The sequence below is a fragment of the Brachyspira catarrhinii genome (assembly GCF_005518285.1).
In the GTDB taxonomy this organism is placed as follows: Bacteria; Spirochaetota; Brachyspiria; order Brachyspirales; family Brachyspiraceae; genus Brachyspira; species Brachyspira catarrhinii.
The window spans coordinates 1-218 of the sequence record NZ_SJDU01000964.1 but is presented as its reverse complement, the minus strand read 5'-3'; the positions used below and the strand labels follow the sequence as shown (position 1 = coordinate 218).

The window sequence follows — 218 nt, the reverse complement described above, 5'->3', positions numbered from 1 at the left end:
TATTCTCCGTTTATAAGCCCAATAATAAAGTATTCTTTCGGGGAATCTTGAATTACCAGATAATTGCACTTCAATAATTACGACAGTTCCGTTTTTAGTAATGCATTTTACATCAACAATTGTCTCTTTGTCTTTATAATGTCTTTTTAAGTTGAACGGGTTCAATATCTCAACCGCTTTAAAAGTTTTCATGTCCGCGCTAATCATAACGGCGTTGA

At 33.5% G+C, this 218-nt stretch carries 1 protein-coding gene; it reads right to left on the bottom strand.

The window, feature by feature from the left end:
* The coding region (locus EZH24_RS13895) for a PD-(D/E)XK nuclease family transposase (protein ID WP_170310902.1) at window positions 1-218 on the bottom strand (218 nt) is incomplete at both ends.